Genomic DNA, 15985 nt, shown 5'->3' with positions numbered 1-15985 from the left:
CGGGGACGGTGTGGGAGAGTAGGACACCGCCGGACATCAACATATAGTCGGGAAGAGGAGAGAACCCCGCGAAACATTCGCGGAGTGTTCTCTCCTCTTCTCGCATTTCAGGTAGGGGCCGCAAACAACGGCCCCTTTTTTATATTCCGGAAATGCCCTTTAAAGCGCGACAAATCGCTAATGGGGTCGATGGAGCGGCCGGCGGACGACCCGGAAGAACAGGGCGACCGCCCGTACGGTGGACATGGGGCCATTGTGACCTCAGATGTGAGCAGGAAACCCCAAGACACCGCCGTGACCGGCACGCCCTGCTACCGTTTACCACGTTGACTCTGAGGGGCGGCAAGAGCCGCCCCATCAGCGATTCCTCATGAGAACAGAGGTGCGCGGTGTCCGACGCGTCCGAAGAGGGCCGGGGCGAGCGTCTCATCGCGGTTCGTGACAGCAAGGACCCCGACGGTCCCAAGCTGTTCTTCAGCGTGAGCGCCTGGAAAGACTTCCTCGACCGCATCAAAGCCGGCAAGCACGAGCTCCCCGAGGACATGCGCGCGCTACTCGACGAGCGCTTCGTCGTCTGACCGTTCCCGCACGGCTCGTAGCACCCCTCCGACGACGCGGCCGGTAGAGAACGGCGGATGAGCTGCACCAGGCCGGGCCAGCGGGCGAAGCCATCAGTCCTTGCGCCGGTCCAGGATCCACCGGGTCAAGGTGTCGAGGTAGCGGGACGCCAGGCGGGTTCCACCGTTCGTTCGCACGCGATGGTCGGCGCCGGGGAACACCTGCACGGTCAGCGTCGCACGGGCATGGCGATCCGGGTGGCAGGCGGCGGCGCTGAACAGGCGGGCGCTGTCGGCGACCGGTACCAGCTCGTCCGCTCCGCCGAAGATCGCCAGGTGCGGGCAGCGTAGACGCAGCGCGTCCGGGACCGGGTCGTGGTCCTGCTTGCGCTTGAGGAACGCCCAGAGGCGCTCGTCGACCCCGGTCCAGTAGTCGCACGACACGGCCGGCCTCCCCGCGGAGTCGATCAGCCGTGCGGCCTCGGCGAAGCCGGCGTCGCGACGGCCGGCCGCGACCAGGCGGTCGTACAGGGCCAGGGCGTCGTCGACGTCCGCGCCGGCTCGCCGCAGGGTGTTGGCCAGCGCGTGACGCTCCTGGACCGCCGGAGTCGTCCCCGGGCAGCTGTTGGTGACGACCCACGGGAGATCGTCTCGGGCGGTGGCCGCGCGCAGGGCGACCCAGCCGCCCTCGCTGTGACCGAACAGCCCCACCGCCTCCGCCGGAACTCCGGGTCGCGTACGGAGAAAGTCCAGTGCGGCGGCGGCGTCGGCCGCCAGATCGTCCATGGTCGCGTCGCGCCAGTCGCCGGACGATCCGCCGACGCCGCGCTTGTCGTAGGACAGCACGGCGATCCCGGCGGCCGCGAGGTGCCGGCGGATCGGCGGGAAGTACGTACCGTTGTCGCGGTCCGTAGGCCCGGACCCACCGACCAGCACCACGCCCGCGGACGCGCGATCAGGGACCTCCAGAAGACCGGCCAGAGTCACGTCTCCGTTGACGAAGCCGACCTCACACGGCATCGGATCGGTGGACACCCGGGCAAGTATCCTCTCCGGCACGAGGCGGATGGCCGGGAGTCAGCCGGTCCTGCGCGCGAGCACGAGCCGGCAGAGCGGGGTGCCGTCCGCGCGTCGGCCGAGAGCCGTCAGGGGGACCGTCGTCACGGTGAATCCCGCCGCCGTCAGGTCGTCGCGGATCTCCGGCAGCCCGCAGGTGCGGTAGTACATGACGAACGGGGGACGCCACAGGGCGTTGCGCACCCGCATACTCAGGTCGAACCCGAGCAGCGCCCAGTACAAGGGCGAGGTGATGGGCTGCGGCGCCGCGATCGGGAAGGCGAAGAGCCCGCCGGGCCGCAGGGCGTCGTGCACGCCGGCGAACAGCGCCGGGCGTTCGTCGGGCAGGAAGTGCCCGAGGGCTCCGAAGCTGACCGCCAGGTCGAAGGCCTCCGCGAAGGGCATGGCCCGGACGTCGGCCCGTACCCACTCGCCGTCCGGGTGCGCGTCACGCGCCTGCGCGAGCATGCCGGCGCTGAAGTCGACGCCCGTGATCCGTTCTCGGCACAGGGGCTGGAGGACCCGTACGCCCGCGCCGGTGCCGCAGCACACGTCCAGCCCCCGGTCGAACGGCCCGAGCGGACGCAGCGCGTCGGCGGTCGCGTCCAGGATGCCATCGGGGGTGCGAAATGGCGTGTGGTCGAACTTCGGGGCGAGCAGGTCGTAGCCGCGCTCGACGGAGGACAGCGCCTGCACCGCCAGCTCGCGCAGCGACGGGCCTTGGGGCGAGAACACAGGCTCAAGGGTACTTCCCGGCGCCGGACCGGTTCCGGGGGCACCTCGCGGTCAGGAGTTGAGGATGACCTTGCCGGTGACGGTGCCGGACTCGGCCAGCCGCAGGGCGTCGGCGGCGCGGGCGAGGGGGAAACGGGCCGCGATCTGTGCGGTGATGTGCCCGTCCGCCATCGCCTGCAGGACCTGGGTGAGGTCGTCCCGCAGCCGCGTACGGAACCGCTGCCTGGCCAGGCCGCGGCCGGCCCAGATGTTGTAGAAGTAGGCGCGCCGTCGGTTGGGCAGCGCGTTCCAGAGCCAGACCCGGGCCAGGATCTTGAGGACCGGTAGCTGCTTGGAGCCGGTGTCGTCGAGGGTGGCGGCGCTTCCGTACGCGACGAGGGTGCCGCCGGGGGCGAGCAGCCGCCATGAGTCGGGCACGCTGCGCACGCCGAGGTGGTCGAAGACCGCGTCGACGCCGTCGGGGGCGATCTCGCGTACGGCGGCGGGCACGTCGGTGCGGTAGTCGATCGGGATGACGCCGAGGTCGCGCAGCCGGTCGTGGTTGCGCGCGGAGGCGGTGCCGATCACGCGGATCCCGGCCAGGCGGGCCAGCTGCGCCAGCGTGGAGCCCACGCCGCCGTTGGCGCCGTGGACCAGGATCGTCTGGCCGGCCTTGACGCGGGCCTTGCGGTGCAGCATCTGCCAGGCGGTGATGCCGTTGACCACGACGGTCTCCGCCTCGGCCGGGTCCAGGCCGGCGGGCACCGGCACCACGTCGGCGGCGTCGACGACCACGTGGCTGGCCCAGCCGCCCACCTTGGTCAGCGCCGCGACGCGCCGCCCGGTGAGGGCGGGGTCCGCGTCGGCGCCGACCGCGTCCACGATCCCGACCAGGTCGTAGCCGGGCACGAACGGAAACGGCGGCTGGTCGTAGTACCGGCCCCGGCGCATCTGCTGCTCGGCGAAGGACACGCCGGTCGCCTCCATGCGGATCACCACCTGCCCGGCGCCGGGTGCCGGGACCGGTGACGTACGCAACCGCAGCCCGTCCGGGTCCACCACGCCGGGGAGCACGATCTCGGTGCGCTGGTCCGTACTCATGCCGACCACTCCTTGGTTATTGCCTCTTGTGTTAGTTAGAAGCTGTAACTGAAGTATTATGGGCTCACTGAAGTGATGTCAAGCGAGGGGTACGGACATGGGCGACGCCGTCAAGAGCCCGCGGGCGCGTTACCGCGAGCAGGTGCGCGACGAGATCAAGGCGCACGCCTGGACGCAGGTCGCCACCACCGGCGCGTCGGCGCTGTCCCTCAACGCCATCGCCAAGCAGATGGGCATCAGCGGTCCCGCTCTCTATCGCTACTTCCGCAACCGCGACGAGCTGATCACCGAGCTCGTGCTGGACGCCTACCGCGACCTGTACGACACATGGCGGGCCGCGGTAACGCCCGGCGACTCGCCCGAGGCGAGGCTGGCCGCGATGGCGTCCGCCCTGCGCCGGTGGGCGCTGGCCACCCCGCATCGCTACCTGCTCATCTACGGCACGCCGGTGCCCGGCTACGCCGCCCCGCCCGAGGCGACCGAGCTCGCCGCCGGCCTCATGGCGCTCCTGCTCGACGCCTTCGCCGAAACCGAGGGCAAAGCCGAGAACGAAGCCGCCACAGCCCTCGAACACCACCTGGCCACCCACCGGCAGTGGGCGGCGGACCACCCCGCCCCGCCGTCCGCCCTACGCCGCGCGCTCACCTTCTGGACGCGGCTGCACGGCGTCGTCAGTCTCGAGGTCGCCGGGCACTTCACCGGCATGAACTTCGACCCCGGCCTGCTCTACGCCGCGGAGGGCGACTCCGTCGTCAACGCGCCCTGACCGGCGGTTCAGCTCGCCCGGGCACGGCGCGGTGTTCTTCCTCAGCCTCACGTATCCCGACCGATCAGAAATTCGCATCCGGCTGAGCGAACGGCTGTTCAAGGCCTGAGCGCCGCCGCGATCCCGACGAAGGATCGGATGAGCGGGTCGGTCCGGTCCCGGCGCCAGGCCACGACGAGTTCGCTCGGCGCTCGGTCGGCGACCGGGACGACGACGAGGCTCGCGGGCACCGGCTGGCCGAGCGGGGCCAGGGCGACCGCGCCGTTCCAGAGCACCGCCTGGAGGCACTCCTGGATGGTCCGCATCGGCGGAGTGCCCGGATCGGGACGGGCACCGGGCAGGGTCCAGTGGTCGCGCCACCGTTCGTCGGTGTCGTCCGGCAGCCGCACCGCGTGCCGTCCGGCGAGTTCCGCCGTGGTCACCGAGTCGCGTACGGCCAGGGGGTCGTCGGCGGGCAGGACGGCGCCGATGGGTTCGGTCCGCAGAGTGCGGAGTGCCAGGCCGGACGTTTCGAACGGCGTCCGGGTGAGGGCGACGTCGACGAGATCGGCGCGCAGCCCCGCGCTCGGGTCGCCGAGGTCGGCCTCGTGGATCGCGATGGTGACGTTCGGGTGCGCCTCGCGGAAGGCTCTCACCAGGGGTGTGCCGAGGTGCTCGACGGCGTCGGCGAGGGTGCCGAGGACGAGGGTCGCGGGGCCCGTCGCGACGGCGACACGCCTGCGCAGCCGCTCGGCCTGGTCGAGGACGGCTCGGGCCTCCCGCAGCATCACCGCGCCGGCGGGGGTGAGGTCGACTCCGCGCGGCGTGCGCTCGAACAGCACGCACCCGAGTTCGTTCTCGAGCTGCCGGATGGCCCTGCTCAGCGGAGGCTGGGTCATGTGCAGGCGCTGGGCGGCGCGGCCCACATGGCGTTCCTCGGCGACGGCGAGGAAGTACCGCAGCGAGCGGAGTTCCACGGGGCGACTCTACCCGTCGATACCGGCAGGGTATCGGGCCGAGAGAACCGGACTTGGACGCCGCGCCCGGCGCCGGTCGACGATCGAGGCCGGGACGGTCCGCCACTCCCGGCAGGCCGTGTGACGAGAGAGGCGGCAATGGGCGACCTGAGGATCGGCGTGTACCGGTACGACACCACCCGCGCGCTGTTCGACGGCGACGTGGCCGTCGACGGCGTCGACGCGACGTTCGACGCGGCGGGCACGCTGCCGGAGATCTTCAAGGGGCTGGCACGGGAGCGTCGCTACGACGTGGCCGAGTTCGGCCTGACCTTCTATCTGCGATCCCTCGAAGAGGGCGCGCCGTTCGTGGCGATCCCGGCCTTTCCGAACCGGGTCTTCCGCCACTCGTGCGTCTTCGTCAACCGCGACAGCGGCATCACCGGACCGCGGGACCTGGCCGGCCGGACCATCGGCGAGTTCGGGGTGTACGGCCAGGACTCCGGCGTGTGGGCCAAGGGCATCCTCATGGACGAGTACGGCTTCCGCCCCGAGGCGAACCGGTGGCTGATCGGCGGCCTGGACGAGCCGAGCGCGCCGTTCGACTTCGTGTCGCAGCTGCGCCCGGCCGGCGTCGACATCAGGGACGCGCCGGCCGGCAGGTCGCTGGGCGAGCTGCTGCGGACCGGGGAGATCGACGCCCTGTTCACCGCGAACGTGCCGCAGGCCGTGCTCGACGGTGCGCCGGAGATCGTGCGCCTGTTCCCGGACTACGAGCGGCGCGAGCGCGACTACCACCGTCGCACCGGCATCTTCCCGATGATGCACACCGTCGTCGCGCCACGGGAGCTGTTCGACGCGCGCCCGGGCCTCGCGACCCGCGTCTACGGGGCCTTCCTGCGGTCGAAGGACATCGCCGCCGACCGCTACCGCCAGGGTCGCCGGCTCTATGAGGTGCACAGCATGGTGCCCTGGACCAACGCCCTCGTCGAGGAGAACCGCGCGCAGTTCCCCGAGGACTGGTTCGCGTACGGAGTGTCGGCCAACCGCGCCGACCTCGACGCCTACCTGCGTTACCACCATGAGCAGGGCCTTTCGGCGCGGCGCTGGACGGTCGAGGAGATCTTCCACCCCGAACTTCTCGACACGTGAACCTCGCCAGGCGAGCGGCTTGGGCTCTGCTTACCTTGAGCGTGACGTTCCCATTACCTTCCGTGCAGTTTTCTGTGCGAGCTCGTCCACTTTCGGCTTCGTCGACTCACCCATAGTGTTCGGCGGGTGACGCAAAGTGCTGGAGACCCTGATCGCCGCCTCCCGCGACTGAGCGTCCATCCCCCCACCGAAAGGAACAGGTCATGACCATCGCCAGCGTGTACCAGAAGGACGTCGCCGACTACTGGAACGCCGAGCGAAACCCCGTCAATCTGCGACTGGGCGATGTGTCAGGGATCTACCACCACCATTACGGCGTCGGCGACGTCGACTGGTCCGTCCTCGACGTCGCCGACGGCGACGCACGGGACGAGGCGGTCATCACCGAGTTGCACCGGCTGGAGAACGCCCAGGCCCGGCTCCTGCTCCGCAATCTGGGCGAGATCCGGCCCGAGCACCGCCTGCTCGACGCCGGCTCGGGCCGGGGCGGCTCCAGCATCATGGCGAACGCCGCCTTCGGCTGTCGTGTCGACGGCGTCTCCATCTCCCAGACCCAGGTGGACTTCGCCAACGACCAGGCGGCCAAGCACGGCGTCGCCGACAAGGTGCGGTTCCATCTCAGGAACATGCTCGACACCGGCTTCGAGTCCGGTGCCTTCCAGGCGATCTGGAACAACGAGTCGACGATGTACGTGGTCCTGGACGACCTGTTCGCGGAGCACTCCCGGTTGCTGGCGCGCGGCGGCCGCTACGTCACCATCACCGGCTGCTACAACGACGTGTACGGGCTGCCCTGTAAGGCGGTGTCCACGATCAACGCCCACTACGTCTGCGACATCCATCCCCGCCGCGACTACTTCCGGGCGATGGCGGCCAACCGGCTCGTGCCCGTCACCGTCGTCGACCTGACGCCGGACACGATCCCGTACTGGGAGCTCCGCCAGAAGTCCTCGGTCGCCACCGGCATCGAGGACGCGTTCCTGGAGGCCTATCGCTCGGGCGGCTTCCAGTACCTGCTGATCGTCGCCGACCGCATCTGAGCTCTTCCCGACCGTGTTCCAACGAAGGCAGGTGAGCAGGCATGAACCCCACCCACGGGCCGTGCGACACCGGTGGCCGGCCCACCCCGCCGGCCGGCGACGCGCGGCTGGGCAGACCGACCGGCCTGGGGACCGCCGCGGCTCTCCTGCCCTCGCTGCTCGCCGCCGCGGGCCCCAGCCGCCAGGCGCCGTACGGCACCGTCTCCGAGGCGCTCCCCGGCCCGGCCCGCGGTGGTCCGGCCTACGCCGAACGACCATGGGGCGACGGCACGCACTCACCGCTCTACTGTCCGCTTCCCGAACGCGCCGACCAGCGACTGGCCGACGAGGTCGACGCCCGGCTCAGAGCCTGGGCGCGCGACCGCGGCTGCGACGACGACGAACTCGACGCGCTGGGCAAGGCCGCGTTCGGGAGGCTGGTCACCCTCGCCCACCCCGACACCGACGATCCCGACGCCCTCCTCGTCGCCGCCCAGCTGAACGCGGCCTGGTGGGCGGCCGACGACTACTACGCCGACGACACCGCGCTGGGCGCCGTCCCCGCACGGCTTCCGCAACGCCTCACCCTGGCGATGTCGGCCATGGACCCGGTCCCGCCCGTGGGAGACCTCACCCCTCCGCTGCGCGAGGCCCACGGAGACGACCTGGTCCTCCGGCTGCTCCAGTCGGCGGTCGCCCACCTGGGCCGGCACGCGACCTCCGCCCAGGTCCAGCGGATCTGCTACTCGACCTTCGCCATGTTCGTCAGCTGGACCGCGTACGCGGCCTGGCGCGAGACCGGCGAGGACCCGCCCGCCTGGGAGTACCTCGCGGCGCGCCAGCACGACAGCTTCTACACCTCGATGACGCTCGTCGACGTCGTCGGCGGCTACGAGGTGCCGGCCGAGCTCTTCTACGAGCCGCGCGTCCGCCGCGCCTCCATGCAGGCCGGCACCGCGAGCGTGGTGGTCAACGACCTGCACTCGGTGGCCAAGGACGCCGCCGACGAGAACCCCGTCTGCAACCTCGTGCTCCTGATCGCCGCCGACCGCGACTGCTCCGTGGACGAGGCGACCGAGATCACCGTGGCTCTCCACAACGACCTCGTACGCGACTTCGAGAGCAGCCACCGGGAGCTCGCGGCCGTCCCGTCTCCCGAACTCCAGCGTTATCTGCGCGGGCTGCGCGCCTGGATGGGCGGCGGCTTCGAATGGCACGCGACCAACCCCCGGTACGCCCAGCAGTCCTGATCTGCTCCACTGCGGCTACCGCCGGTGGGGATCGTCTTCGGGCAGCCAGGCGTCCGGGTCGTGTATTCCCAGGTCGCCGACGCCGTCGGTGAGCGCGTCGACGGTGGCCAGCACGGCCGACCGGGTCTCGTCGCGGCGCCAGACGAGGGACCACGTCCAGTAGACCCGCGGTTCGACCAACGGGCGTTTGACCAGGTCGGACGGCACTGAGGAGGTCTGGCTCTTCGGGCAGTTGACGATCGGGCGCGGGCTGCGGCGCACGTGGTCGAAGAAGCCGGATCCGGTGATGCCGGAGTCGGAGATGCGCACCGCGTGGGCGCCGGTGTCGCGGGCGAGCCGTTCGGCGTAGACGTTCCACTGCAGCCAGGACGCCGTGTCGTCGGAGCACAGAACGGCCGTGTCCCGGACGCGTACGGCGTCGGGGTCGGTGCCGGCCGCGACCGCGTAGAGCCGGTCGGCGCCGATGAGCCGGGCGTTCAGCCCGTGCCGTTCGAGGTCGTCCGTGCACACCCAGCAGATCGCGAGGTCCAGGCCGCCCGAGGAGACCCGGGCCGCCTGCGTGTGCGACGGCGCGACCCAGGCGTCCACGTGCAACTGGGCCACCGCGGAGACGTGGGCGACCGGGTCCGCGGGAAGCCAGCTGACGTACCCGAGCCGTACCGGCTCCGAACCGGACATCCGGGCCGCGCGGCTGCGGACGTCGTCGGCCCGTTCCAGTACGGCGCGGATGTGCGGAAGCAGCGCCGTCCCGGCCGGAGTGAGGCTGACCGAGCGGCGGTCGCGGTCGAACAGGCGTACGCCGAGGTCGCGTTCGAGCGCCTTGATCTGCTGGGACAGAGACGGCCCGGCGATCAGTAGTCGCTCCGCGGCGCGGCCGAAGTTGAGCTCCTCGGCGACCGCGACGAAGTATCGCAGCTGACGAAGCTCCATCACCGTCATCGTACGGCTCTGGGAGGCTGCGCCTACCAGCAGGGAGGAATCCCGTCCTGGCGCCATCCCCGGTGAGCCCTGCATCGTGGGACCTGGGAGACACGACCGCACACGCCCCCCAACGGCTTCCCGTCGCCGCCCCCTGGCCGGGCGGGCAGCCGGCCCCCGGATGGCTTTCGCCGCGGCGCCTCCCGGCCGCGGCGGGAGCCACCCCCGCCACCCCCGCCCCACCTGTCCGCATCGCATCGCCGAGGAACTCCCATGCGCTCCGCACCGCCGCAAGAGCGCGGCGTCACCCACGCCGGCGCGGCCCACTCGCCCCGGGCCCACATCATCCACAGCGCCGCCGCGCTCGCGGCGGGCATGGGCGTCGGCCGGTTCGTCTACACGCCGATCCTTCCCCTGATGAACGCCCAGGCCGGCTTGTCGGCCGGGACCGGCGCGAGCCTGGCGACCGCCAATTACGCCGGTTACCTGGCCGGCGCCCTCGGCGGCATCCTGCTGCCGCGGCTGGTGCGCTCCTCGACCGTCCTGCGCTGCTCCCTGCTGGTCCTCGGCGCGTCCCTCGCCGCGATGCCGCTGACGCACGCGACCGCGCTGTGGCTGGCGCTCCGGTCGTGCGCGGGCGTGGCCAGCGCGTTGATCTTCGTCATCGCCGTGAGCTCGGCCCTCGACCACCTGCGCGACCACCCGGTACACCTGCCGGGCTGGGCGTTCGGCGGGATCGGCGCCGGCATCGTACTGTCCGGGCTGCTGGTGCTGACGCTGCGTTCGGTCGCGGACTGGCGCGTCGCGTGGTGGGCCGCCGCCGGGCTGGTCGTCCTGCTCACCGTCCCGTCGTGGAACCTGAGGACGGCACCCCATGCGGTGACTCCGGTACCCAGCGGGCGGGAGCGAGCGAAAGGCCGGCGCGCCTGGTTCAACGCCCTGTTCGTCTCGTACACGCTGGAGGGCGTCGGCTACATCATCGCGGGCACCTTCCTGGTCGCCGCGATCGAGCAGGAAGCCCCCGCCTGGATCGGGAGCGCGGCCTGGGCCCTGGTCGGGCTGGCGGCCGTGCCCTCCTCCGCGCTGTGGGCGTGGCTGCATCGGCGCTGGTCCCGCCCTGGTCTGCTGGTCGCCGCGCTCGCCGTGCAGACGGCCGGCGTCGCCCTGCCCGCGCTGCTCGGCGGCGCGGCGGCGGCGTTGCTCTCGGCGATCCTGTTCGGCGGCACATTCGTCGGGGTCAGCACCCTCGCGCTCGCGGCAGGCGCCGACCTGCGGTTCCCGCGCTCTGTCGCGCTGCTGACCGCCGGTTACTCCGCCGGCCAGATCGCCGGGCCGCTGATCGTGACTCCTCTGCTTCACCACGGATACCGGGGCGCCCTCCTCGTGGCGGCCGCCGTGGTGTCGGCGGCCGCCGTCGCGGCCGGGTTCCTCCGGATCAGCGTTCGGTCAGGCGGCGGTCGGCTTGACGTAGGTGACCCTGACGTTCAGGTACGTTGATCGGCCGTAGTCGTGGCCGCGGATGGCGAGCACGTTGCAGCAGTCCAGGACGTTCGCCGGGACGACGACGTTGATCGCGCCGGCCACGCAGTTACCGCTCTTGGCCGTCTGCACGAGCTCGCCGTTGAAGAAGACCTGCGCGTCGTTGTCGACCGTTCCCTCGATACGCACCTGCTGCGCGTCCCGCGGGATGTGGACCCAGTGGCGCACCAGGATGTCGGTGTTCACCGCCCACGGCGTCTTGACGTTGGCCGGGTTGTTCCAGGCGCAGCCGGCGGTGACGGTGCCGAAGCCCTCCTGCCCGGTCGGCCAGCCGCTGTCGTCGAAGTGCCGGCGGTAGAACAGGGGCTGGTCGGCCGCGGGCGGCACCTGGAGGTACCTCCAGTCGGTGCTGTTGAAGCCGAGTGCCGTGACGACGGTCTGCCGCGCTCTGGCCGGAGAGGCGGACGCCGGCGCGGACATCCCCGCCGCGGCCAGCAGCGAGCTCGCCGCCAGCACGGTGGGCAGGAGACGCGATGAATTCGTGAGCATGACAATTCCCCCGGTAATCCCTATTAGCCTGATTTCTCGGCCAGTGGCGCCCTCTTGACGCGGTCACTGCACGCCACGGCGGTGAAAGCAAACCATGCCCCCAATGCCCGTGAACAGATCTCCTATTGCAAAGATCGACATGGCTTTGGGGAATGAATTCCATGTCGCGTTCGGAGCCGAATTTGAGGAAATACTGGAGATTACCGGTCGGCCCGCCGTCGCTGGTGCGCGGCCAGGAGCGAAGTCCAGGCCAGGATGAGCCCCATCGCGATGGCGAAGGCGACGTTGGCCGCGCGGGCGGCCTGGAGCGCGAAGACCGACATCCAGGCCGCCAGGAAGATCGCGCCGGTCACTGTGCTGAGAGCCGCCCAGCCGCGGCGGCCGGCCGCGGCGAACCGCCGGGCGAACACGAAGCACGCGCAGATCAGGGCGAGAAAGGCGATCCCGGCGACGAGGAGGTGCAGCGTGCCGTGCCAGCTCATGGTCGTGGGCGGGCCGGTCGGCGTCCCCGGTGGAAAGCCGTCGGCGGGGTCGGCCGAGAAGACCGCCGCGGCGACCATGCCGGAGCCGAAGACGCCGACCAGCGGCGGTCCCCAGCGGCCCGGACCCGGCACCCGGTAGAGCCCGATCGCGTATGCCACGAACAGCAGCCCGCTGACCGCGAACGTGGCGATCTGGATCCATCCCCGGTCACCGTTGCTGAGCATGCTCGCCGAATGCCGGCTGATGTCGAATCCGGCCCTGGTCGCCATCTGCAGCACCACCATGACGATGTAGAGCGGGCCGGCGACGATGCCACAGGTCAGCAACGCTCTCGTCGATCCGGCGACCGCGCCGGGCGCCCTGCCGGTCGCCTCAGCCATTGTCGCCCTCGCTGGGCGCGTAGTGGTGCACTCCGAACGCGACGGCCACGGCGAGGTCCTCGTCACTGGTTCCCCAGGCGGCCTGGATCGCGGCCCCCCAGGCATGGCAGCTGCGGGTGGCGAATTCCCTCGCCTCGGACCTGGTGCCCCAGGTGGCGGGGTCGAACTCCACGTCGTGCAGGAAGAGGTCGAGGCCGAGCAGTGCGAGGTCCCAGCCACAGCCGATCCCGACTGTGCCCCCGGGGCCGTAGGCGCGTACCAACTCGTCGACGATCTCGGCGGGCGACGCGTGCTCCAGCTCCAGAATCGCGCCTCCCTCGCCATCGGGCGCGAGGCGGACCTCGACCTCGGTTTCCATGCCCTCCCCGAGACACCAGGTCACCTTGAGCAGGCGAGGCTCCTCACAGTGCAGGATCTCTCCGCCGGCGTTGTTCCTGAGCCGGTAGGTGCCGCCGAGCCGCAGGTCGCCCTCGATCGGGGCCAGCCATCGGCCGATTCGGCCGGGGTCGGTGCAGGCGTTCCACACGTCCTCGACCGGGGCGTCGTAGCCGCGGCGCAGCAGCAGTGACCGCCCTTCGCCGGTGGCGACCGGCAGGTCGCCGATCTCCCGGTGGGTGGCATTGACCTGGCTGACGATGTCGATCACGTATCTGCCTCGCTCTTCGTCGAAGGTGGTCCGCCGGCCGGTGCGGGCACCAGACAATGCCAGGCTGTGCTTATATAAGTCAACCTTGAATATACGAGATCAGTCCGAGCAGGGACCGGTGGAAACGGCGGTGACCGGGGTCGTGCCCGCCCGGGCCTGGGAGCTCAGCTCCCGCGCGGTGAGCGCGAAACTGCCCTGCGCGCTCCCGAGATCGGTCGCGAACACCATGGCGGACACGTTGCCGGCCGTGGTGACGAGCGGTCCGCCGCTCATTCCCCGGGTGATTCCGGCGGACTCCGACATCGCCCACGCGAGCGTTCTCCTGAAGGCGCAGGGCCGGTGCCGTCAAACCGGGCACCCGGAGAACGGCCAGGTCCCGTTCCGGGTCGAATATCACCACGGTCGCCGCGAAGGACCGGCCCCGGTCGTCGTTGACGGTCGGGGCGCCTTTCATGCCCGCCAGGACATGCGCGGGCGTCAGGACGTGTTCCGTGGCGTACACGAACCCGCTCCCGGCGAGGCGCCGGCCGCACGAAGGCGCGGTCCCCATCACCTGCACGACGCTCGCGCGGGCGGCGCTGACCGCCGGTGAGGCGGTGACGGCGCTGTCCGGCGGCCCGGTCACCGGCGCCGAGCGTACGGCCGTCGCCCCCGACGGGTGGCGCCGCTCGCCGCCCGGCAGCCACACGACCGCCGCGACCGCGAGTGCCGTGAGCAACACCGCGCCAAGGGCGAGGGCGAGCAAGAGGAAGCGGGACCGGACCCGGTGGCCCGCGGGCGGCTCGGGCCGCCACGACACCTCGTCGATCACGCGTTGACCCGAGGGCTCCGAGGTGTCGGGGCGGTGTCCGAAAGATCACGGTGTTCGCCGCCGCTTGTCGCGTCGGTCCGCCGGTGCCACCGTGGACGACATGGCAGGCGAGCGCACGGGCTGTCGGGTTCGGATGTCGAGCGAGGTCCGCGACTGGCTGGCGACTCTGCTGGCCGAGGACCGCCAGGTGGGTCGGACGGTCGGCGAGGCCGTGACGGTTCTGTTGGAGAGTGGTTTCGGGGCACCGTTCGTCCTTCCGCTGGAATCCGCGCTGCGCGGGCAACATCCCGGGATCGCGCTGGATCACTGCTACCAGCGTCAGCTTCGGCTTCTGCGGGGGGTGCGCCGGAGCCTGGCCGACCTGGCCACCGCGCGTAAGCGACTGGAGCTGCGGATCGGTCAGGAGGTTACGGCCGACGCGCGTCGACGGTACGAGGACCTGGTGGCGGAAGAAGTCCGGGCGACCCTGTTCTTGCAGCGGGTACAGGCGACAGTGGATGCGTTCCGTGCTCGCAAGGAGGTCGTGAAGGCGGGGTACACCGCGGCGCTGGCCAACCGGACCCTCGACGAGGCGTTCGCGGCCTTCGACGAGTCGTACGTGTCCGGCCGGGCGGCCGATGAGGTGGCGCCGGCCCATGCCGCCGCCGACGAGATGCTGCGCGCCGCCGCCGAACTGGAGCGGCAACTCGGTGCGGACACCCAGCCTGAGATCAGTGAGCTGCGGCTTGAGGCATCCGACCTGCGCCTGCTGTTCGCGGTCACGCCATCGGACACGGCGGTGCTGCTGGTCGTGGGAATCGGTCACGACGATTGGGGCCAGTGGTACGCGGAGGCGCTACAGCTGGCCCAAGCCGAACTCGAACTCCAGGACGACGACTTCACCGGCTACGACCTGGCGGCCTTCCTCTCCGAGTACTTCCCCGGCGAGGAGGCGGCGGTCCGGGCCGGCGCCGCCCGGCTGATCGAGCCGAACCGGGCGGGGTAGTTCGTGTGGAGAATCGGCATGGCCTCGGCGGTCGGCGTCCTTGTACGGGCGCGCGAACATTCGGAGAAAAACGACTTTTCGCGTTGATCGTATTGCGCGAAATCACCGTGAACTCTCTCCGGTATCGCCTGTGGAAAACTTATGCACCCTCGGTTATGCCGCGTTACGATATGTAGAGAGCGACCGCCCCCCGGCTGACAATTTGGAGATTCCTTATGCCAGCACAGACTGAAGCCTACGAAGCTCCGGCGATCCGTGCCTACGGCATTATTCTGAGATCGTGGCGGGAGCGCGCCAATCTCACCAAGCTCGAACTCGCGGAGACCCTCGGCTACACGCCGCAGCTCATCGGCCAGCTGGAGGCCGCGAAGAACATTCCCTCCGAGAAGTTCAGCGAGGACCTCGACACCTTCTTCAAGACCGGCGGCCTCTTCGTCGAGCTCTGGAAGCTGATCAAGGACACGCGCCATCTCATCGCCCTGCCCCCGGGCTTCTCCAAGTACCTGGAGCTGGAGGCCGCAGCCGCCAGGACCTATACCTTCGAAGCGCTACTGATCACAGGACTCTTCCAGACCGAGGCCTACGCACGCGCGATCATGAGCTCGTTCATGGCTCCCGACGTCATCGACGAGGCATTGCAGGCGCGGATGGACCGAAAGCGCATTCTCGACCGCCCGAACGCACCTCGAATCTTCTTTATCGTCGATGAGCAGGTGCTCCGTCGCATCATCGGTTCACCCGAGATCGTGAGAGAGCAGCTTGCCTACTTACTCGAGCTCAGCGAACGACCTAACATAAACATTCAGGTGCTGCCCGAGGACACCGAGCACTATGTGGCGTACTCCGGTAGCTTCACGATCCTCGGCTTCGGCGACGAGCCCGACATCGCCTACATCGAAGCAGCAGGTCAGGGCAATCTAATCGCGAGCCCGGCGTCTGTCGCGAACTGCGCCATGAGGTATGACTTGCTCCGAATCCATGCGTACTCTGTAGCTGAGACACGGCGTGTCATCCGGAAGGCTATGGAGAGCATATGAAGACTCCGGACCTGTCCACCGTCCAGTGGCGTACGAGCGAATACAGCGGCGCTGAGGGAGGGCAGTGCGTCCAAGTGGCCATTCTGCCTGCATGTGATTCGTCAGATGCGGAGGCGGTTCGTCCGGCCTAGGTCCGGGGCTGCGCGT

The 15985-nt window shown here is 70.2% G+C and carries 19 protein-coding genes and 1 pseudogene; 10 read left to right on the top strand and 10 right to left on the bottom strand.

The window, feature by feature from the left end:
- Positions 1–389: 389 nt before the first annotated feature.
- Complete coding sequence (locus QSK37_RS47825) at positions 390–578, top strand: DUF397 domain-containing protein (RefSeq protein WP_285583153.1); 189 nt, start codon at positions 390–392, stop codon at positions 576–578.
- A 93-nt stretch (positions 579–671) separates the two neighbouring features.
- Here the strand turns inward: QSK37_RS47825 and QSK37_RS47820 are convergent, their stop codons facing one another.
- The 3 genes from QSK37_RS47820 to QSK37_RS47810 are packed head-to-tail and all read right to left on the bottom strand — an operon-like array spanning position 672 to position 3428.
- Positions 672–1592, bottom strand: a complete 921-nt coding sequence (locus tag QSK37_RS47820; RefSeq protein ID WP_285635738.1) for an alpha/beta hydrolase family protein — start codon at positions 1590–1592, stop codon at positions 672–674.
- Between the two features lie 42 nt (positions 1593–1634).
- Complete coding sequence (locus tag QSK37_RS47815; protein ID WP_285635735.1) at positions 1635–2348, bottom strand: class I SAM-dependent DNA methyltransferase; 714 nt, start codon at positions 2346–2348, stop codon at positions 1635–1637.
- Between the two features lie 51 nt (positions 2349–2399).
- Entirely contained in the window at positions 2400–3428 is a 1029-nt protein-coding gene (locus QSK37_RS47810; protein ID WP_285635732.1) for a medium chain dehydrogenase/reductase family protein, read from the bottom strand.
- Positions 3429–3525: 97 nt separating this feature from the next.
- On the opposite strand from QSK37_RS47810, the gene QSK37_RS47805 reads away from it, so the two are divergent.
- The gene (locus QSK37_RS47805) at positions 3526–4194 is read left to right on the top strand and encodes a TetR/AcrR family transcriptional regulator (protein ID WP_285635729.1); all 669 of its coding nucleotides are present in this window, start codon (positions 3526–3528) and stop codon (positions 4192–4194) included.
- 98 nt (positions 4195–4292) lie between these two features.
- Here QSK37_RS47805 and QSK37_RS47800 read toward each other — a convergent pair whose 3' ends face one another.
- Positions 4293–5150 (bottom strand): LysR family transcriptional regulator, encoded by an 858-nt coding sequence (locus tag QSK37_RS47800; RefSeq protein WP_285635726.1) that lies wholly within the window; start codon positions 5148–5150, stop codon positions 4293–4295.
- Positions 5151–5288: 138 nt separating this feature from the next.
- Here QSK37_RS47800 and QSK37_RS47795 point away from each other — a divergent pair, with 138 nt between their 5' ends.
- The 3 genes from QSK37_RS47795 (at position 5289) to QSK37_RS47785 (ending at position 8550) form a co-directional block, all read left to right on the top strand.
- The gene (locus QSK37_RS47795; protein ID WP_285635723.1) at positions 5289–6281 is read left to right on the top strand and encodes a substrate-binding domain-containing protein; all 993 of its coding nucleotides are present in this window, start codon (positions 5289–5291) and stop codon (positions 6279–6281) included.
- Between the two features lie 203 nt (positions 6282–6484).
- Positions 6485–7321 (top strand): geranyl diphosphate 2-C-methyltransferase, encoded by an 837-nt coding sequence (locus QSK37_RS47790; RefSeq protein WP_285635720.1) that lies wholly within the window; start codon positions 6485–6487, stop codon positions 7319–7321.
- A gap of 41 nt (positions 7322–7362) precedes the next feature.
- Positions 7363–8550, top strand: a complete 1188-nt coding sequence (locus QSK37_RS47785; RefSeq protein ID WP_285635717.1) for a family 2 encapsulin nanocompartment cargo protein terpene cyclase — start codon at positions 7363–7365, stop codon at positions 8548–8550.
- A 15-nt stretch (positions 8551–8565) separates the two neighbouring features.
- Here QSK37_RS47785 and QSK37_RS47780 read toward each other — a convergent pair whose 3' ends face one another.
- Positions 8566–9480 (bottom strand): LysR family transcriptional regulator, encoded by a 915-nt coding sequence (locus tag QSK37_RS47780; protein WP_285635715.1) that lies wholly within the window; start codon positions 9478–9480, stop codon positions 8566–8568.
- 261 nt (positions 9481–9741) lie between these two features.
- On the opposite strand from QSK37_RS47780, the gene QSK37_RS47775 reads away from it, so the two are divergent.
- Positions 9742–10965 carry a YbfB/YjiJ family MFS transporter gene (locus QSK37_RS47775; protein WP_285635712.1) on the top strand — a complete coding sequence of 408 codons (1224 nt, stop codon included), beginning with the start codon at positions 9742–9744 and terminating at the stop codon, positions 10963–10965.
- Here QSK37_RS47775 and QSK37_RS47770 read toward each other — a convergent pair.
- The 5 genes and pseudogenes from QSK37_RS47770 to QSK37_RS52005 form a co-directional block, all read right to left on the bottom strand.
- The gene (locus QSK37_RS47770; protein ID WP_285635709.1) at positions 10915–11496 is read right to left on the bottom strand and encodes a hypothetical protein; all 582 of its coding nucleotides are present in this window, start codon (positions 11494–11496) and stop codon (positions 10915–10917) included. The genes QSK37_RS47775 and QSK37_RS47770 overlap by 51 nt on opposite strands.
- 200 nt (positions 11497–11696) lie before the next feature.
- Positions 11697–12359, bottom strand: a complete 663-nt coding sequence (locus tag QSK37_RS47765) for a DUF998 domain-containing protein (protein ID WP_285635706.1) — start codon at positions 12357–12359, stop codon at positions 11697–11699.
- Complete coding sequence (locus QSK37_RS47760) at positions 12352–13005, bottom strand: SRPBCC domain-containing protein (RefSeq protein ID WP_285635704.1); 654 nt, start codon at positions 13003–13005, stop codon at positions 12352–12354. The genes QSK37_RS47765 and QSK37_RS47760 overlap by 8 nt, the downstream gene beginning before the upstream one ends.
- A 99-nt stretch (positions 13006–13104) precedes the next feature.
- The gene (locus QSK37_RS47755; protein WP_285635701.1) at positions 13105–13278 is read right to left on the bottom strand and encodes a hypothetical protein; all 174 of its coding nucleotides are present in this window, start codon (positions 13276–13278) and stop codon (positions 13105–13107) included.
- A 28-nt stretch (positions 13279–13306) separates the two neighbouring features.
- A pseudogene (locus QSK37_RS52005) lies at positions 13307–13459 on the bottom strand (MarP family serine protease); the annotation flags it as partial.
- Positions 13460–13496: 37 nt separating this feature from the next.
- Here QSK37_RS52005 and QSK37_RS47750 point away from each other — a divergent pair.
- The 4 genes from QSK37_RS47750 (at position 13497) to QSK37_RS52000 (ending at position 15969) form a co-directional block, all read left to right on the top strand.
- Positions 13497–13823: a hypothetical protein gene (locus QSK37_RS47750; protein ID WP_285635698.1), complete on the top strand. Its 327-nt coding sequence runs from the start codon at positions 13497–13499 to the stop codon at positions 13821–13823.
- Positions 13824–13907: 84 nt separating this feature from the next.
- Positions 13908–14801 carry a hypothetical protein gene (locus QSK37_RS47745; protein WP_285635695.1) on the top strand — a complete coding sequence of 298 codons (894 nt, stop codon included), beginning with the start codon at positions 13908–13910 and terminating at the stop codon, positions 14799–14801.
- A 215-nt stretch (positions 14802–15016) separates the two neighbouring features.
- Positions 15017–15838, top strand: a complete 822-nt coding sequence (locus QSK37_RS47740) for a helix-turn-helix domain-containing protein (RefSeq protein WP_285635692.1) — start codon at positions 15017–15019, stop codon at positions 15836–15838.
- A complete protein-coding gene (locus QSK37_RS52000; protein ID WP_432705676.1) occupies positions 15835–15969 on the top strand; it encodes a DUF397 domain-containing protein in 135 nt (44 codons plus the stop codon). The genes QSK37_RS47740 and QSK37_RS52000 overlap by 4 nt, the downstream gene beginning before the upstream one ends.
- Positions 15970–15985 lie beyond the last annotated feature (16 nt).

Origin of the sequence: Actinoallomurus iriomotensis, from assembly GCF_030269445.1 — a bacterium.
Classification (GTDB): Bacteria; Actinomycetota; Actinomycetes; order Streptosporangiales; family Streptosporangiaceae; genus Actinoallomurus; species Actinoallomurus iriomotensis.
Note: the sequence above shows the minus strand (reverse complement) of the source record. Positions and strands in the feature narration are given on the sequence as shown.

Excerpts from the sequence above, each read along its gene's own strand:
- QSK37_RS47810 (WP_285635732.1), bottom strand. The coding sequence starts at position 3,428 with ATGAGTACGGACCAGCGCACCGAGATCGTGCTCCCCGGCGTGGTGGAC.
- QSK37_RS47755 (WP_285635701.1), bottom strand. The coding sequence starts at position 13,278 with ATGAGCGGCGGACCGCTCGTCACCACGGCCGGCAACGTGTCCGCCATG.
- QSK37_RS47740 (WP_285635692.1), top strand. The coding sequence starts at position 15,017 with ATGCCAGCACAGACTGAAGCCTACGAAGCTCCGGCGATCCGTGCCTAC.
- QSK37_RS47780 (WP_285635715.1), bottom strand. The coding sequence starts at position 9,480 with ATGGAGCTTCGTCAGCTGCGATACTTCGTCGCGGTCGCCGAGGAGCTC.
- QSK37_RS47765 (WP_285635706.1), bottom strand. The coding sequence starts at position 12,359 with ATGGCTGAGGCGACCGGCAGGGCGCCCGGCGCGGTCGCCGGATCGACG.
- QSK37_RS47775 (WP_285635712.1), top strand. The coding sequence starts at position 9,742 with ATGCGCTCCGCACCGCCGCAAGAGCGCGGCGTCACCCACGCCGGCGCG.
- QSK37_RS47795 (WP_285635723.1), top strand. The coding sequence starts at position 5,289 with ATGGGCGACCTGAGGATCGGCGTGTACCGGTACGACACCACCCGCGCG.
- QSK37_RS47790 (WP_285635720.1), top strand. The coding sequence starts at position 6,485 with ATGACCATCGCCAGCGTGTACCAGAAGGACGTCGCCGACTACTGGAAC.
- QSK37_RS47785 (WP_285635717.1), top strand. The coding sequence starts at position 7,363 with ATGAACCCCACCCACGGGCCGTGCGACACCGGTGGCCGGCCCACCCCG.
- QSK37_RS47805 (WP_285635729.1), top strand. The coding sequence starts at position 3,526 with ATGGGCGACGCCGTCAAGAGCCCGCGGGCGCGTTACCGCGAGCAGGTG.
- QSK37_RS52000 (WP_432705676.1), top strand. The coding sequence starts at position 15,835 with ATGAAGACTCCGGACCTGTCCACCGTCCAGTGGCGTACGAGCGAATAC.
- QSK37_RS47770 (WP_285635709.1), bottom strand. The coding sequence starts at position 11,496 with ATGCTCACGAATTCATCGCGTCTCCTGCCCACCGTGCTGGCGGCGAGC.